The 14,754-nt window shown below is 61.8% G+C and carries 14 protein-coding genes; 4 read left to right on the top strand and 10 right to left on the bottom strand.

The genetic code is table 11. The features are described 5' to 3' along the window. The 4 genes from ACQKP2_RS29295 to ACQKP2_RS29280 all read right to left on the bottom strand — a co-directional run. The coding region (locus tag ACQKP2_RS29295; RefSeq protein ID WP_427581739.1) for an MCP four helix bundle domain-containing protein at positions 1 to 870 on the bottom strand (870 nt) is incomplete at its 3' end. Between the two features lie 332 nt (positions 871 to 1,202). Then, on the bottom strand, positions 1,203 to 1,577 hold the full coding sequence (gene nirD, locus ACQKP2_RS29290; protein WP_427581737.1) for a nitrite reductase small subunit NirD: 375 nt from the start codon (positions 1,575 to 1,577) through the stop codon (positions 1,203 to 1,205). Further along, the gene (nirB, locus tag ACQKP2_RS29285; protein WP_427581735.1) at positions 1,577 to 4,138 is read right to left on the bottom strand and encodes a nitrite reductase large subunit NirB; all 2,562 of its coding nucleotides are present in this window, start codon (positions 4,136 to 4,138) and stop codon (positions 1,577 to 1,579) included. Before nirB ends, nirD begins: the two co-directional genes overlap by 1 nt. 369 nt (positions 4,139 to 4,507) lie before the next feature. Beyond that, complete coding sequence (locus ACQKP2_RS29280; protein WP_427581733.1) at positions 4,508 to 4,708, bottom strand: YbdD/YjiX family protein; 201 nt, start codon at positions 4,706 to 4,708, stop codon at positions 4,508 to 4,510. Between the two features lie 638 nt (positions 4,709 to 5,346). Between ACQKP2_RS29280 and ACQKP2_RS29275 the strand changes: the two genes are divergently transcribed. Genes ACQKP2_RS29275 through msrA form a run of 3 tightly spaced genes read left to right on the top strand, consistent with a single transcriptional unit; the run spans position 5,347 to position 6,999 of the window. After that, on the top strand, positions 5,347 to 5,952 hold the full coding sequence (locus ACQKP2_RS29275) for an SCO family protein (RefSeq protein WP_427581731.1): 606 nt from the start codon (positions 5,347 to 5,349) through the stop codon (positions 5,950 to 5,952). Then, positions 5,952 to 6,440, top strand: a complete 489-nt coding sequence (locus ACQKP2_RS29270; protein ID WP_427581729.1) for a copper chaperone PCu(A)C — start codon at positions 5,952 to 5,954, stop codon at positions 6,438 to 6,440. The genes ACQKP2_RS29275 and ACQKP2_RS29270 overlap by 1 nt, the downstream gene beginning before the upstream one ends. Positions 6,441 to 6,492: 52 nt before the next feature. Beyond that, on the top strand, positions 6,493 to 6,999 hold the full coding sequence (msrA, locus tag ACQKP2_RS29265) for a peptide-methionine (S)-S-oxide reductase MsrA (RefSeq protein ID WP_427581727.1): 507 nt from the start codon (positions 6,493 to 6,495) through the stop codon (positions 6,997 to 6,999). A 48-nt stretch (positions 7,000 to 7,047) separates the two neighbouring features. Here the strand turns inward: msrA and ACQKP2_RS29260 are convergent, their stop codons facing one another. Beyond that, positions 7,048 to 7,455 (bottom strand): DUF1801 domain-containing protein, encoded by a 408-nt coding sequence (locus ACQKP2_RS29260; RefSeq protein ID WP_427581725.1) that lies wholly within the window; start codon positions 7,453 to 7,455, stop codon positions 7,048 to 7,050. 191 nt (positions 7,456 to 7,646) lie between these two features. Here ACQKP2_RS29260 and ACQKP2_RS29255 point away from each other — a divergent pair, with 191 nt between their 5' ends. Further along, positions 7,647 to 8,231, top strand: a complete 585-nt coding sequence (locus ACQKP2_RS29255) for a hypothetical protein (RefSeq protein ID WP_427581723.1) — start codon at positions 7,647 to 7,649, stop codon at positions 8,229 to 8,231. Between the two features lie 95 nt (positions 8,232 to 8,326). Here the strand turns inward: ACQKP2_RS29255 and ACQKP2_RS29250 are convergent, their stop codons facing one another. The 5 genes from ACQKP2_RS29250 to ACQKP2_RS29230 all read right to left on the bottom strand — a co-directional run bounded on the left by ACQKP2_RS29250 (position 8,327) and on the right by ACQKP2_RS29230 (position 14,701). Then, positions 8,327 to 9,199 carry a mechanosensitive ion channel family protein gene (locus ACQKP2_RS29250; RefSeq protein WP_427581721.1) on the bottom strand — a complete coding sequence of 291 codons (873 nt, stop codon included), beginning with the start codon at positions 9,197 to 9,199 and terminating at the stop codon, positions 8,327 to 8,329. A gap of 404 nt (positions 9,200 to 9,603) precedes the next feature. Beyond that, a complete protein-coding gene (locus tag ACQKP2_RS29245; protein WP_427581719.1) occupies positions 9,604 to 11,601 on the bottom strand; it encodes a peptidase U32 family protein in 1,998 nt (665 codons plus the stop codon). A 254-nt stretch (positions 11,602 to 11,855) separates the two neighbouring features. Further along, positions 11,856 to 12,236: a RidA family protein gene (locus tag ACQKP2_RS29240; RefSeq protein WP_427581717.1), complete on the bottom strand. Its 381-nt coding sequence runs from the start codon at positions 12,234 to 12,236 to the stop codon at positions 11,856 to 11,858. A 186-nt stretch (positions 12,237 to 12,422) separates the two neighbouring features. After that, positions 12,423 to 13,544, bottom strand: coding sequence for an agmatine deiminase family protein (locus ACQKP2_RS29235; RefSeq protein WP_427581715.1), 1,122 nt, complete (start codon positions 13,542 to 13,544; stop codon positions 12,423 to 12,425). A 53-nt stretch (positions 13,545 to 13,597) separates the two neighbouring features. Next, the gene (locus ACQKP2_RS29230; protein ID WP_427581713.1) at positions 13,598 to 14,701 is read right to left on the bottom strand and encodes an extracellular solute-binding protein; all 1,104 of its coding nucleotides are present in this window, start codon (positions 14,699 to 14,701) and stop codon (positions 13,598 to 13,600) included. Positions 14,702 to 14,754: the final 53 nt, after the last annotated feature.

The following is a 14,754-nucleotide window of genomic DNA, read 5'->3' as shown; positions in this document are numbered from 1 at the left end:
TTGTTGCTGGCTGCTGCCCGCGACTTCGTGGCAGCCGCTGCTCAGCCGCTCGCTCATGCCGCTGACGCCATGGGCATTGCTGCGCACCACTTCGATCATGCCGCGAAGATCGCGCTGCATGGTCGCCAGGCTGCGAATCAGCAGGCTGGCTTCATCCTGGCGGCTCGGCTCGACAATGGTCTCGCTCAAGTTGCCGTGGGCGATGCTGTCGGCAATGCGGCTGGCGCTGCGCAGCGGCCCCATGATGCTCAGAATCACCCAGCGCCCCTGGGCCAGCAGCAACAGCAGGCTGACGACCAGCACAACGCCGAGGGCCAGATTGGCGTTGCCGATGGCCTGGCCGGTGCCCTCGCTGGTCTGCTGGGTATTGCGCTCGATCAGCTCGCTGAGGGCCGCCATCTGGTCCTCCAGTTGCGTGAAGGTGCTGTTGAAGGCGCCCAGTTCCTTTTGCGCGGCGTCGGGGTTTTCCAGGGCAAGGCCGACAATGCGTTCGGCGGCGCCGATGTAGGTGTCGAGGCTGGGCCTGATCTGGTTGAGCGCGGTTTTCAGGGTGTCGTTGAGTGGCAGCTTGAGGTTGTCGGCAAGCATCTGGCGAAAATGCCCGGTGTGCTCCTCGATGGAGCTGCGCACCTCGGCCTTGCTCGCCGTGCTTTTGCCCAACCCCACCAGCATCGCCGCCAGCACATCGGCGCGCAGGGCGTCGTGCATCATGTCCGCTTCGAGGTGATTGCGCAGCGCGCTCATACCCACATCATTGGCCTGCACCGCTTCGGCCATCCGGGAATTCCCCAGGTAACTGACCAGCCCCATGATCAGTGCAGTGAGCACGCCCGTGCCGATCAGCAACAGTAAACGCAGTTTTATGGACACTCTGTGGTTCCTCTTTTCGCACGTTTGTCGGTCGACCAAAGTCTGATTGCCAGACGGGTTATCGGCTGATCCGCACGAGAATTGAAAGCCCGGGCCGTTTTTGCGACATGCGGTAGGCAGAAGGTGCGCATCGGCCCCTGTAGGAGCGAGCAAGCTCGCGATGGACGTGAACGATAACGCTGGCTGTCTGAATGCCCGCATCATCCTGGCGTCCATCGCGAGCTTGCTCGCTCCTACAGGGCTGCGGGGGTATGCAGTATTTGTGTACGCCCGTAAAACTGTGGGAGCTGGCTTGCCAGCGATGGCGGAGGGACAGTTAACGTGATGTCGGATCAGGCGATGGCGACTTCCACTCTGCCCTCGTTCAGCCGCACCGGCCACACCCGCAAGCGCTGTTGCGGGTGTTCCAGGCAGGTGCCGTCTTCCAGGCGGAAATGCTGCTTGTACAGGGGCGAAGCTACCACCAGGTCGCCCTTGAGGCTGCCGACCAGGCCGCGGCCGATGACGTTGGCGCCCGACTGCGGGTCGTGGTTGTCGATGGCGTACAGGGTTTTACCTTCCGCGCCCGGCAGGTAGAACAGCGCCACTTGCGCGCCGTCCAGCCACACCACCACACCGGAATCGCTGACCAGATCCTGCTGGCTGCACACCGATTGCCAGATGGCGCAAGACGCTGTTTCAACGCGTTGGGTATTGGACATATTCATCAGGCAGTCTCCTCGGTGACAGGGATCAGGTTGAGTTCGGCGGCCATGATCGGGCGCCGCTGGCCGCGTTCCTGGACAAAATGGATGTCCGGGTCCGGGCGTTTGTCGTTGACGAAGGTGCGGAAGCGCTTGAGTTTTTCCGGGTCCTTGAGGGCGTTGGCCCACTCGCATTCGTAGCGATTGACCACCAACTGCATCTGCGACTCCAGTTCAGCGCCCAGGCCGAGGCTGTCGTGGATGATCACGTCCTTGAGGTAGTCCAGGCCGCCCTCCAGGCTTTCGCGCCAGACCGAGGTGCGTTGCAATTTGTCGGCGGTGCGGATGTAGAACATCAGGAAGCGGTCGATGTAGCGGATCAGGGTGGCGTCATCCAGGTCGGTGGCAAACAGCTCGGCATGGCGTGGACGCATGCCGCCGTTGCCGGCGATGTAGAGGTTCCAGCCTTTTTCGGTGGCGATCACACCCACGTCCTTGCTTTGCGCCTCGGCGCATTCGCGGGTGCAGCCGGACACCGCGAACTTGAGCTTGTGCGGCGAACGCAGGCCCTTGTAGCGATCTTCGAGGGTCAGCGCCATCTGCACGCTGTCCTGCACGCCATAGCGGCACCAGGTGCTGCCGACACAGGATTTCACCGTCCGGGTGGATTTGCCGTAGGCGTGCCCTGTCTCAAAACCCGCTTCGATCAATTCCCCCCAGATATCCGGCAATTGGTGCAGTTGCGCGCCGAACAGGTCGATCCGCTGGCCACCGGTGATCTTGGTGTAAAGGTCGTATTTCTTGGCAACCACGCCGATGGCGATCAGCTTGTCGGCCGTGATCTCGCCACCGGGAATACGCGGCACCACCGAATAGGTGCCGTTTTTCTGCATGTTGGCCATGAACGTGTCGTTGGTGTCCTGCAACGGCACCAGCGACGGGTCCATGATCGGCTGGTTCCAGCACGACGCCAGGATCGAACCCACCGCCGGCTTGCACACCGCACAACCGGTATGACCACGACCATGCTTGGCCAGCAGTTCTTCGAACGTGATCACCCCTTCCACCCGCACCAGCGCATACAACTCCTGACGGGTGTAGGCGAAATGCTCGCACAGGCTCTTGTCGACACTGACGCCACGGGCGATCAATTCATGCTCGAAGACCTGCTTGAGCAGGCCGGCGCAACCACCGCAACCGGTGCAGGCCTTGGTCTGCGATTTGAGCGCGCCCAGATCGGTGCAGCCGCCATCGATGGCCGAGCAGATCGCGCCCTTGGTCACGTTGTGGCAGGAACACACGGTTGCCGACTCGGGCAAGGCACCGGCACCCAGGGTCGGCGCGCCTTCGGAGGACGGCAGGATCAGAGCGGCCGGTTCCGGCGGCAAGGCAATTGCGTTCTGCATGTATTGCAGCAACGTGTCGTAGTAGCTGTTGTCGCCGATCAGCACCGCACCGAGCACCTGCTTGCCGCTGGCATCCACCACCAGGCGCCGGTAACTGGCCGTCGTTTCGTCGATGAACTGATAGCTGCGCGCGCCCGGCGTGCTGGCGTGGGCATCGCCGATGGAGCCAACGTCCACACCCAGCAACTTGAGCTTGGTCGACATGTCCGCGCCCCGGAACGGCTCGACAGCCTCGCCACACAGGCGTGCGGCGACACTGCGGGCCATCTGGTAGCCCGGCGCAACCAGGCCGAACACGCTGCCGTTCCACGAAGCGCACTCGCCGATGGCATAAATGTTCGGGTCACAGCTCAGGCAGTTGTCGTCGACCACCACGCCGCCGCGCGGGCCGATTTCGAGCGCGCATTGCCGGGCCAGTGCGTCTTGCGCGCGGATACCGGCGGAGAACACCACCAGGTCGGTTTCCAGGTATTCGTCGTTGGCGAAGTTCATGCGATAGCGGTACTGCTCGCCCGTGCTGATCGATTGCGTGGCGCGGGACAGGTGTACGCCGACGCCCAGCCGTTCAATCTGCGCCTTGAGTGCCAATCCGCCCAGATCGTCCAGCTGCACCGGCATCAGGCGCGGTGCGAACTCCACCACGTGAGCTTCGAGGCCCAGGCTTTTCAGAGCGTTGGCGGCTTCAAGACCAAGCAGGCCACCACCGACCACCACACCGCGCCGGGCATGGGCTGCTGCAGCACGAATGGCATCAAGGTCTTCAAGGGTGCGGTAGACGAGGCGCGAATCGCCTTCGGCGCCTTCAATCGGCGGCACGAACGGATAGGAACCGGTGGCCAGCACCAGTTTGTCGTAAGGCACGCAGCCCTGTGCGGTGATGACCTGGCGCCGCACCCGATCGATTTCCAGCACCGGCACGCCCAGATGCAGCGTGACGCCAGGCGTGCGGTACAGCGCTGCATCACCGAGTGCCAGCGACTCGGCATCGCGACCAGCGAAGTACTCGGACAGGTGCACCCGGTCGTAAGCACGCATCGGCTCTTCGCTGAAAACGTGAACCCGGTAGCGCTCCAGGGCGCCGCGCTCGATCAACTGCTCGACACAATGATGGCCGACCATGCCATTGCCGATCACGATCAGCGTTTGCAATTTGTTCAACGTGGCTACCTTGCAATTCATAAGCGACACCCTGCCCATCACGGTTTTTGAAGCAAAAAAAAAACGCCTGAAACCTTGCGGTTCCAGGCGTCTTTGCCTGTTCTTTTGCGGTGTTCGAACCAGACAACCGTGCCTGATCCACCGATGTAGCCCACGACCTGCGCGGTCAGTCGATCGTCGTTGACCGAGAGGGCAGCCCTTCTTTTTCAGAGGGGGCTGGAGGGGTCATTGCAGTGTTTGTGCCAGTTTGCAGTGAGGGTGCATGACGCCGGCTGCAGCGGCGCATGCAGGTGCCCGGGAAAAGAAAAATCAGCGCGTCACCGCCAATCGATGCACGTTGTCGGGGCGTCGCGCTTTATAAAAGTGCGTTGCAGACGCGAAGATCAGCGTTCAGCAGCATCGCGTATTGCACTTGCCACGGCCGAACCGCGCCTCCTGACGCTCACGAAAAAATGCCTCGTAAGTCATCACCGGCTCACCGGGATGGTTGATCGCCATTTGCGCGACGTAGTTGTCGTAATCGGGCATGCCCACCATCAGGCGCGCGCCTTGACGCAGGAAACCGGCGGCATTTTTCAGTTGGCGGAACATGGTGGCGACCTCTGTGGGGGATTGGACGTGACCATGAAAGCGCACCTTTGTATCTGCAATGTGTCGGCGTCGGGGGCATTTGTATGTTTGTGTAGCGCCATTGTTTTGCGGGAACCGCGGCACACCACGATTTCGCAGGTGTCCTTGATTCCGTAGGAGCCAGGCTTGCCGGCGAAGGCGTTTTCAATTGTGCCGCATGACGCAAGGCCGCTTTCGCCGGCAAGCCTGGCTCCTACGGGCGAAGGCGTTTTCGAAAGCACTGCATGGCGTCAGGCCGCCATCGCTGGCAAGCCAGCTCCCACAGGCTCGCCAAACACCGCGATTTTGTGGCCGCCCCCAACATCGTAGGAGCCAGGCTTGCCGGCGAAGGCGTCTTCGAAAGCACCGCATGGCGTCAGGTCGTCTTCGCCGGCAAGCCTGGCTCCTACAGGCGAAGGCGTCTTCAAAAACACCGCATGGCGTCAGGCTGTCATCGCTGGCAAGCCAGCTCTCACGGGGGCGCGACGTTTTGGCGCATGACCGGTGGGCGAATCGATTAAGCGCTGATGGGCAACAGTTTGTTAACATCCATGCGCTTTTTTTCGGCTGTTCCATCAGCCACTGTGCACTCCCGGTCGCTACACAGGATGCTGTTTTTCATGAGTACGTTGTATACCCGTCGCACGGTCCTGCAAGGCATGAGCCTGTTGAGCCTTGGCCTGCTCGCCGGCTGCGATGGCAGCAGCAAGCTGTCGTTCAAGTACGGCAAGGATCTGAGCGACAATATCATGGGCCGCAACTTCAAGCTCAAGGACACCCAGGGCGAAACCCGGATGCTGGGCAGCTATCGCGGCATGATGCCGATGGTCTTTTTCGGTTTCACCCAATGCCCGGCGGTCTGCCCGACGACGCTGGCCCGCGCCGCCCAGGCCAAGAAGCTGATGGGCCGTGACGGCGAGCGCCTGCAAGTGATCTTCATCACCCTGGACCCCGAACGCGACACCCCCGAATTGCTCGACAAATACGTCAAGGCCTTCGATCCGACTTTCGAGGCGCTGTACGGCACCCTGGAAGAAACCGCCGCCACCGCCAAGGAGTTCGGCGTATTCTTCGAAAAGGTCCCCAGCGGCGACACCTATACCCTGTCCCACACGGCCACCAGCTTCGTGTTCGACTCCCGGGGCAATCTGCGCCTGGGCCTGTCCGCGTCGCTGACCGCAAAAGAGTGCGCAGAAGACCTGCTCACTGTCATGGAGGTCTGCTGATGACTTCGTTGTACGCAAAACGCATGAAACAGCTGGTCTTGGGTCTTTCCCTGATCGGCATGGCGTGGCAAGTGTCCGCGCAAACCCTGGTGAACGACGCCTGGGTTCGTGCCACGGTTGCCGGTCAGACGTCCACCGGTGCCTTCATGACCCTGCAGGCGGACACGGACAGTAAACTGCTCAGCGTTCAGTCGCCCGTGGCGAAAACCGTGCAAATCCACCAGATGACCATGAACGACGACGTGATGCGCATGGGCGAGGTCGACTCCGTGGCGTTGCCGGCCGGCAAACCGGTGAGTTTCGATCCCCAGGGCTACCACATCATGCTGATGGGGCTGACGTCCCAGATAAATGAAGGGAGCCAGGTGCCCCTGACCCTGACCGTGGAAAACGCCAAGGGCGAAAGGGAAACGATCAAGGTCGACGCCCCGGCCCGCTCGCTGGACGCCATGGACCACGGCATGATGGATCACAGCAAGATGCATTGAGGGGCTGACGGCCTCGATAATCGGGGCCGCTCACTGATGGGAGGTGCATGACATGACGACGCACACCGAAACCGCCATCCTCGCCGGCGGCTGCTTCTGGGGCATGCAGGACTTGTTGCGACGCTATCCGGGCGTGGTGTCCACGCGGGTCGGCTATTCGGGCGGTGATGTGCCCAATGCGACCTACCGTAACCATGGCAGCCACGCCGAAGCCATCGAAATCGTCTTCGATCCCGAACAGATCAGCTATCGGCAGATTCTCGAGTTTTTCTTCCAGATCCACGATCCGACCACGAAAAATCGCCAGGGTAACGACCTGGGCAGCAGCTATCGTTCGGCCCTGTTTTATCTGGGCGAAGCACAAAAACGCATCGCCGAGGACACCGTGGCCGATGTCGACGCCAGCGGCCTGTGGCCCGGCAAGGTGGTGACCGAGATCGAACCCGCCGGCCCATTCTGGGAAGCGGAGCCTGAGCATCAGGACTACCTCGAACGCTACCCCAACGGTTACACCTGCCACTTCATCCGGCCGAACTGGACACTGTCCAAGCGCAGTTGATGCGGCGCAACATCCACATCGGGGCGAGAGGGAGCGAACCCCGATGCATCACTGGTGCTTTGAGCGATTGAGTGCTACGGCGGCGCGTATCAGCGCCATCAACGCGGCTTCGTCAAGCGTCTCGCCTTCATGGATATCGATGGCTCGTCGGGTATTGCCTTCCAGGCTGGCATTGAACAGCCGTGCAGGATCGTCCAGCGCGGCGCCCCTGGCGAAGGTCATTTTCACGGTTTGCCTGTAGGTTTCGCCGGTGCAGATGATTCCGGCGAGCGACCACACCGGCACTCCTCGCCACTTCACCTCCTCCACCACCTCGGGTTCGGCCTGTCGAATCAGTGCCCGAATCTGCGTCAAGATCTCACCGCGCCAGTCGCTGAGTTCGCGGATTTTCGCATCGATCTGTCCGGAAGCCGACCCCGCGTCGCCCTCTTCCCTTGAGCCCGCCCTGCCCTGCATGGTTCACGCTCCCGCCTGTTCAATTGTCGAGTAAGGCACAGCCACCTGGCATCTGCCATGCCATCGGTCGAAAGCTGATTGATATGCACCTTCTTTCACCAAGACGAAATTTGCGATCTAGACTTGATGAACTACGGGGCAGGGAATTAGCCGATTCAATCAAAAGGCCGATAAAAACAAGGAATCCAACCTTGAAAACTTCTACCCTTTGCCTCTTGGGGAGCCTGCTGGCTTCCACCGGCGCCTTAGCCAATGGGACCATTCCCGTTCTCGAACTGGATTTCACCCGCTCAGCCACCGAAACCCTTAAAAAGCTGGGTATCAACGACGCGTGCATCATCGCCGCCGCCAAGCCTGGTGCGTTCACTTATTGTCGGGAAGGCTCGACGACACTGTGGAAGTATCAGACGCCGGATCTTGATCGCCTGGCCGCCCCCCTCACCGGCAACAGACAGTCCTTGATGGAAACCCGGGGAATCAGCATCGCCGAATTCGAAAGTGCAGCCTGTGCCGAAGAACATCCCCGGCCTCTGGTCGATCCGGCGATCAGCCGCGCGCTGGCCCTGTCCCTGATCATCCTGTTTATCTGCATCGGCTTGCGCTACACCTACCGGGCAACCATGGAAATGCACTTCAAACGTGTGGTGTACCCCGGTACGGACCTGCAGCGGACGTCCGGATACTCCCGGTCGAACCGCTCGACAACCAGAGCACTGGGTGCATTCACCCTTGCCGCCGGCGTGGCGGTCGTCTATTTCGGCTATATCGCGATCTGACAGGACGCCCCGCGCCATTGATGACGGTCATCGTCGGAACGCCGCCCGGAGCTTGCTCGCTCCTGTAGGGCGGCGATCAGAATCACCCCCAGCGGTCACTCCTTGCCCAACGCTCCGGGCAATGCAGCGCCTTGCTGGAAGATCACGGTCTGCGCCGGCATCGGTGCCGGGAAGCCGGCCTCGCCCAGGGCATCCTTGATGATGCGGTTGGTGTCGAAATACACCTGCCAGTAGTGCTCGTTGTGGCAATAAGGGCGCACCGCCAGCACCGGCCCCACCAGGTTGAACTCCAGGATTTCCACGTCGACCCCAGGCGTCTCCAGCACATTGGGGATGGCGGCGATTTTCTCCTTGAGCAAGGCCGCGGCCGCTTTCCAGTCGGCCGCCCCGGACAGTTGCGCCTTGAGTTCGACGCGGCGGAACGGGTTGTGGGTGAAGTTCTGGATGTTGTCGCTGAAGATCTTGTTGTTGCCCACCAGCGTCAGCACGTTGTCAGGGGTATTGATCGCGGTGGCGAACAGGCCGATCTCGGTGACAGTACCGGTCACGCCACCGGCGTTGATGAAGTCGCCGACCTTGAACGGCCGCAGCACGATAATGAAGGCGCCGGCCGCCAGGTTGGCCAGCAATCCCGACCAGGCCATGCCGATCGCCAGGCCGACTGCGGCGAGCAGTGCGGCGAAGGTGGTGGTCTGCATGCCCAGGTAACCGAGGATGGCGATCACCAGGATGATGTTCAGCGTCACGGTAATGGCCGAGCCGACATAACGCAGCACGGTCGGATCGACTTTCTGCTTGCCCAGCGCCTTCTGCACCATGCCGACAGCAAAGCCGATCAGCCAGCGACCGACGATCCAGAAGGCGATGGCGGACAAAACCTTGACTGCGAAAGCAACACCGTAAGCCTGCACCACGGCAATCAGTGCGTTGAACTTTTCGGTGGTGATGTTAACGATATTCTCGTCCATGGCGGGGCTCGCAATTGAGGGTCGACCTCAGAACGCTAGCACAGGCGGCGCGGGGCGCCAGTCGGACGGTAAGGGCGATACCTACCCTGTAGGAGCCAGCCTTGGCGGCGAAAGCGTTCTCGCTGACGCCGCATGACGCAAGGCCGCTTTAAATCCGTAGGAGCCAGCGGTGCGGCGATCCGACTTGCCGGCGAAGGCATTTTTATTGGCGCCGCATGACGCAAGGCCGCCTTCGCGGGCAAGCCTCGCTCCTACAGGCGTAGGCGTTTTCATGGCCACCGCACGACGCAAGGCCGTCTTAGATCCGTAGGAGCCAGCCTTGGCGGCGAAGGCGGCCTTGAAAACGCCTTCGCCGGCAAGTCGGATCGCCGCACCGCTGGCTCCTACAGAGGAGGTCGCGCCACTCAGTGCGGGGCGCGTGGGATGGTCTTGAGCAGGTCTTCGGGGCTGATGTAGCCCACCACCGGCTGCACGCTGCCCGGCTGCGGCAAATCGAGAATGTGCCCCTTCATCTTGCCGATCACGTGCATCTCGCAAGGCTTGCAGTCGAACTTCAGCGTCAGCACCTCGTCACCGTGAATCAACTGCATCGGCGCGACCTTGGTGCGCACGCCGGTGACGCCCTTGGCCTGCTTGGGACACAGGTTGAAGGAGAAGCGCAGGCAGTGCTTGGTGATCATCACCGGCACTTCGCCCGGCTCCTCGTGGGCTTCGTACGCCGCGTCGATCAGCTCGACGCCGTGACGGTGATAGAAGTCCCGGGCCTTCTGGTTGTAGACGTTGGCCAGGAACGACAGGTGCGACTCCGGGTAAACCGGCGGCGGACTGGTCTCGGCCTTGCGGCTGCCCCGTGGATGAGCCTGGATGCGGGCTTCGGTCAACGCTTCGATCACCTCGCGGCGCAGGGCCTTGAGCTGCGAATTGGGGATGAAGAACGCCTGCGGGGCATCGAGCTTGATGTCGGTGGCGTGGTATTCGGTGGTGCCCAGTTGCCCGAGCAGGTCGCGCAGTTGCTCCAGCGCCTGTTCCGGCTTGTTGGCCACGCCGAATGGACCGTCCAGCGACACACTTGCCTTGACGCCCTCCTCGCTGGTGGCGGTCAGTTGCAGGCGCTGTTCGTCCAGGCGCGCGACCCAGGCCACGCCGATACGGCGCTCGGCGGAAGTCTTCTGCAAGGCCTGCTGCCAGTTGTGGTCCAGGTTGCGGCTCAGCGGATGATTCGGGCGCAACTGGTGCAGCCCCTTGGGCATCTCGTTGGGCTCGACGCGATAGCGATAGCGCTTCTCGCCGTCTTCCTCGAACTCGCCCTTGGGTTCGGCGATGTTGGTCCGCCAGCCCACCACTTCACGCTTGACCAGTACGTTGAGGCCATCGCCGTTGGACAGCGGCTCGTGGGTGACCACCAGCAGGTCGCGCTTGCCGACTTTTTCCACCACGCCCACCGGCAGGCCGGTAAAGGTTGGCGAGTCGAAGGCGCCGATGTCGATCTTGCGCTCGCTGACGAAGTAGTCGGTGCTGCCGCGATGGAACGTCTTGTCCGGGTCGGGCACGAAGAAGTGTGCCGTGCGGCCGCTGGAGGCGCGGGCCAGGTCCGGGCGGTCTTCAAGCACTTCGTCCAGGCGCTGGCGGTAGTAGGCGGTGATGTTCTTCACATAACCCACATCCTTGTAGCGCCCTTCGATCTTGAACGAACGCACGCCGGCTTCGACCAGGGCGCGGATGTTGGCGCTCTGGTTGTTGTCCTTCATCGACAGCAGGTGTTTTTCGTAGGCGATCACGCCGCCCTTTTCGTCCTTGAGGGTGTACGGCAGGCGGCAGGCCTGGGAGCAATCGCCACGGTTGGCACTGCGCCCGGTCTGCGCGTGGGAGATGTTGCACTGGCCGGAGAACGCCACGCACAAGGCGCCGTGGATGAAAAACTCGATCGCCGCGTCGGTTTCCCTGGCGATCGCGTTGATTTCCTGCAGGTTCAGCTCGCGGGCCAGGACCAGTTGCGAGAAACCGGCCTGATCGAGGAACTTGGCCCGCGCCAGGGTGCGAATGTCGGTCTGGGTGCTGGCGTGCAGCTCGATGGGCGGAATGTCCAGCTCCATCACCCCCAGGTCCTGCACGATCAGCGCATCGACACCGGCATCGTACAGTTCGTGGATCAGCTTGCGCGCCGGCTCCAGTTCATTGTCATGCAGGATCGTGTTGATGGTGGTGAACACCCGGGCATGGTAACGATGGGCGAATTCGACCAACCGGGCGATATCGCTCACTTCGTTGCAGGCGTTGTGGCGGGCGCCGAAGCTCGGGCCGCCGAGGTACACGGCGTCGGCGCCATGCAGGATGGCCTCGCGGGCAATGGCGACATCGCGGGCGGGGCTGAGCAATTCCAGGTGATGCTTGGGCAAGGACATGTTTTTTTAGTCAGGCTGTCACGGTCGAATCGCGCATTGTACCGGTGAATTGCCTGGGCGGCACGCGTGTACTGCCCGGTGGCGGATGTTCCCGGGCCCAGCCGGGCTGACGCCTTCTCGGGCAAGCCTCGCTCCTGCACCGGATTGAGCATTTATCTCACTGTGGGAGCGAGCCTGCTCGCGATAGCGGTGTATCAGTCAAAGATGTATTGACTGGTCTGACGCTATCGCGAGCAGGCTCGCTCCCACAGGGGTCAGGCCTTGGCCGCCATCGCCGTGACTTCCACGCGCATGCCTTCGACTGCCAGGGACGCCACGCCCACCGCGGCGCGCACCGGCCAGGGCTTGGCGAAGAAGCGCTTGTAGACTTCGTTGAATGCGGCGCGGTCGGCCATGTCGGTCAGGTAGATGGTCAGGTGCAGCACGCGGTCCATGGAGCTGCCGGCGCGTTCCAGCGCAACCTTGAGCGCTTGCAGGGTGCATTCGCTTTGCAGGGTGATGTCGCCCAGCTCCAGGCTGCCGTCGGCGCGGGTCGGGATCTGGGTGGACATCAGGATGCCGTTGAATTCGGTGACGTCGGAGGAAATGGAGTCCAGATCAGGATCGGGAGTAAAGGTGATGTCTTGATTGGCCATGGGGCTCTCTGGCAAGGGTGGGTGAACGGATGCCGGGGAGTTTACTTCAAAATCCAGAGCCAACTCATTCCCCTGTAGGAGCGAGCATGCTCGCGATGGTCGTCAACGATAACGCGGGGGTACCTGATGCCCAGTGGTGCCTTTGCCTCCATCGCGAGCATGCTCGCTCCTACAGGGGGCCGGGGTTCAGACCAGCGGCTGGTGACTGGTCACGCAATGAATGCCGCCGCCTCCGGCGGAGATGGCGTCTATGTTGAGCTGTACCACTTTGCGATCCGGATAGAGTCTGGAGAGCAGTTCGAAGGCCTTGGCATCGGAAGCCTTGTCACCGAACTGCGGCGCAATGATCGCGCCGTTGATCACGAAATAATTGATATAGCCGGCGGCGAAATCCGGGTTGTCGCGGTTGAACTTGCTCTGGCGCGGATTGAGTGGTGGCGACACGGTGTGCACTTCGAGCTTGCGGCCATCGGCATCGGTGGCGTTCTTCAGGATGTCCAGATGGGCACGGGTGACCTTGTAGTCGTATGACTGCGGGTCGTTGTCGAGATTGGCGATCACCACGCCGGGCTTGACGAAGCGGGCATAGAAGTCGACATGGGCATCGGTGATGTCCTTGCCCTTGATGCCCTCCAGCCAGATGATCTTGCGCAAGCCCAGGCGAGCCTTCAGCTCCTGCTCGACTTCGGCCTTGCTCCACTCGGGATTGCGATTGGCATTGATCCAGCTGCTTTCGGTCATGATCCCGGTGCCGTGACCGTCCACTTCGATGCCGCCGCCCTCGCCCACCAGTTCGCTGCGCTGGTAACGCGCCTCTTCGGTTTCGGCCACCAGGGCCGCCACCTGCGCATCCTTGGCATGCCGCTGTTTGTTGCCCCAGCCGTTGAAATTGAAGTCCACCGCGCCGAGCTCGCCGCGGTCATCGACGACGAAGTTGGCGCCGATATCGCGCATCCAGATGTCGTCGAGTTCAGTGATGACGTAGGTGATGTTCGCCGATCCACAGTGTTCTTCCGCCAGGTCCCGTTCGCTCTCGCGACAGAACACAGTGACCGGTTCATGCTCGGCGATGGCGCGCGCAATCCGTCCCAGCGCGGCCTGCACGTCAGCCGTGAAATCCTCCCAAATGGCGTCCTGTGCACCGAAGGCAATGAACGCCTGCTGATGCTTGTCGCCCTCGTCCGGCATGTACCAGCGACCCTCGCTGGCTGCCAGTACCGCAGCCGGGCTCAATCCAAGCCCCATGAAAGCAGCTCCCATACCGGCGATGACCGATGCCTGCTTGATGAATTCGCGACGCGTGGACATGTGTCTTTTTCCTGAAAATTGAAAAAGGCCGGCGAATGCACGCCGGCCCGATATTACTGGCCGGTGGCCGTCTTGAACTTGGTCCAGGTGCGCATGCGTGCCCGCATGTCGGCCTGGGGAATGTCCTTGCCGGGGATCAATCGCGCATAAGTGGCTTCATTAATGTAGATGTCCGGGTTGTCACGCATTGACGCATCGACGTCGGCACGCGCCTTGGCGTTGGAGGTCGGATAACCGGTGAAGTTGCTGATGGCCGCCATGTTCTGCGGGCGCATCACAAAGTTGATGAACGCATAGGCGTACTCCGGGTGTTTGGCGTCGACCGGAATCGCCATGGTGTCCATCCAGATCGTGGTGCCTTCGCGGGGAATCCGATACTGGAAGTCGGTTTTCTTGCCGGCGGTATCGGACGTGCGCTGCGCCTGGGTCATGTCCCCGCTGTAGCCCAGGGACAGGCACAGGTTGCCATTGACCAGGTCTGTCACCGGTTGCGACTGGAACTTGCGAATGTACGGTCGCAGCTTGAGCAGCAAGGCGCTGGCCGCCGCCAGGTCCTCGGGCTTGGCGCTGCGCGGTTCCCGTCCCAGGTAGTTGAGCACCACCGCCAGCACTTCGTCCGGCGAGTCGATCATCGAAATGCCGCAATCGGCGAATTTCGCCGCCAGTTCCGGCTTGAACAGCATGTCCAGGCTGTTGACCGGCGCATCCGGCACGCGCTGCCTGATTTGCTGCTCATTGTAGGTCAGGCCGATGGTGCCCCAGGTATAAGGCACCGTGGCCTGGCTGGAATGCTCATAGCGGCTGTGCAGTTTCTCAAGGCCGGGCTCGATGTCCGCCAGTTGCGTGAGCTTCGAGCGGTCCAGCGGCAACAGGCTGCCGGCGCGCATCAAGCGTTCGGCCACGGTGTCGCCGGGGAAAATCAGGTCATAGCCGCTGCCGCCGGCGAGCATCTTGGCTTCCAGGGTTTCACTGCCATCCATGACGTCGTAGATCACCTTGATCCCGGTCTCAGCGGTGAACCGGGCCAAGGTGTCCTCGGCAAAATAGTCGGCCCAGTTATACAGGCGCAGGGTTTTCTCCTCGGCATGCGCTGACGGCAAGACGGCGCACAACGAAAACCCCAGGACCGCGAGCAAGCGTTTATGGGAGACGTGCATATCAGACTCCTTGGTGGTTCCAGCGTGCATGGATGCGGCGACCGTCCTGGCTC

The sequence above is a fragment of the Pseudomonas sp. NPDC089569 genome (assembly GCF_050280625.1).
Lineage (GTDB): Bacteria > Pseudomonadota > Gammaproteobacteria > Pseudomonadales > Pseudomonadaceae > Aquipseudomonas.
The sequence above is the reverse complement of the archived record's forward strand: the minus strand, read 5'-3'. Positions and strand labels throughout refer to the sequence as shown.